General features: G+C 37.3%; 1 protein-coding gene. It reads right to left on the bottom strand.

Annotated features, from left to right (window positions below):
* Positions 1-135: 135 nt before the first annotated feature.
* Positions 136-1710, bottom strand: a complete 1575-nt coding sequence (locus HNR32_RS13665; RefSeq protein WP_183863602.1) for an IS1182 family transposase — start codon at positions 1708-1710, stop codon at positions 136-138.
* Positions 1711-1763: the final 53 nt, after the last annotated feature.

The raw sequence follows: 1763 nt of genomic DNA, 5'->3' as shown, positions 1-1763 counted from the left end.
AAAAGGGGCTGTGACAAAATGAGAAATCATTTTGTCCACAGCTCTTTTTTTGTGTTTATTTTTAATTTTTCACAAAATAAATCCGAAAAAAGAGTATACCTCCCCTTTCCCCATAAGAACTGCAATTTTTTCAGCTTATGCGGCTTTTTTGATTCGCAAACTTTTATTGTAATATTTATATAGGTTGTAACCGATAGAAACTAGAAAAATCTCTAAACGTACCTGTTCCATGCCTTTTCGAACTATTCTTTTGTACCAGCGGTTGTTTTTCATGATACCAAAAGTGCCTTCAGATTGAATTGAGCGATTCATTCGAAGCAGTGCTCCTTGAATGCTTTCTAGGTTATTCACAACTTCTTGATGCATAGAGGTTAGTTCTTGATTTAGACGAATCGTCCTGTTTTTATCCGTCTTTTTACATTCGGCAGCATAAGGACAATCTGTGCAATTTTCGCACTGGTAAACTTCTTCCTGACGTCCGTATCGATTCCCTTTTACATTTTGCCTGTATTGCAGATGAAATGCTTGTCCAGCTGGACAACGCAGAGTGCCTTCTTCATCAATCTTGAAATTTACTGGGCGAAACGGATTATCTCGATACTTTGCATTCGTGGTTTCTTTCTTGTACATCGTGAATTTCATGTATTTTTCCATTCCGTGTTGCTCACAATAAATATAATTGTTGTATGAACCATATCCTGCATCTGCGACAGGATACTTTGGATAAAATCCATAGGTATTATGAAATTTCTCCAGTAAGGGAACAAAACAATCCATGTCTGAGCGGTATTGATTTACATCAGCTACAGCTATGTACTCATCCGCAATACCAAATTGAACATTGTAGGCTGGCAGGAGCTGGTCGTTGCCCATATAATCAGTCTTAATCCTCATGAATGTAGCACAATGGTCTGTTTTGGAATAACTGTTCCGGTCTGGACCACAAACTTTTATCTTTTCAACATATTCTTTGAGTTTGGCTGTATATTTCTGAAGACATTCATAATAGCGCTGCTGAGGTGTTTTTCGATGGCCTTTTCCATATACAAATTTTGTTTCATCTATTTCATAGATTTTGGCATACCGATCCGTTATTTCATCCAAATATTCAGGAACGTATTCGGAATTCGTATCAATTTTGATGCCAAAGCTGGCAAGATCGTCGTTAATTTCATCGAGTAAAGCCGTGACTTTTTCAAAAAGTCTATATCTGGATTTTTCCGTTGCTTTCTTCCATACCCAGCTATATTTATTGGCATTTGCCTCAAATTTTGAACCGTCGATATACAGATGGCTCAAATCCACATGATCTTTGGCAAAAATTTTATTGTTGATCTCACTGAATAATTCCTCAACGGATGGTTTGAGCATAGTTTCGATAAAATAACCAAACGTGCGATAAGATGGAGTCTCATGTTCCATGAGATACATAAAGCGAAGATTGACTTTACAGCAATCTTCGAGCTCTCGGAGCGATATATATCCATTTGTCATAAATCCAAATAAGATTGTTTTCAACATGCTGGTCGGGTTGTATCTGATGCGTCCGGTAACGTGTTCCGGAACATTTTTCAGGTACTTCTCCAAGTCGATTTCCTCCATAAATCTGTCGAAAACCAGCACAGGATCACAAATATCTAGAAAATCCGAAATGAATAGTGGCAAAAATGCCTGTTTTACTTTAAAATGATTAGGGGTAATGTTTTTCATTGGTACGTAAAATTTTACCACAAAAAGAGGTCCATCAGCTCTTCTGAGCTAAC

The sequence above is a fragment of the Pectinatus brassicae genome (assembly GCF_014201835.1).
In the GTDB taxonomy this organism is placed as follows: Bacteria; Bacillota; Negativicutes; order Selenomonadales; family Selenomonadaceae; genus Pectinatus; species Pectinatus brassicae.
Note: the sequence above shows the minus strand (reverse complement) of the source record. Positions and strands in the feature narration are given on the sequence as shown.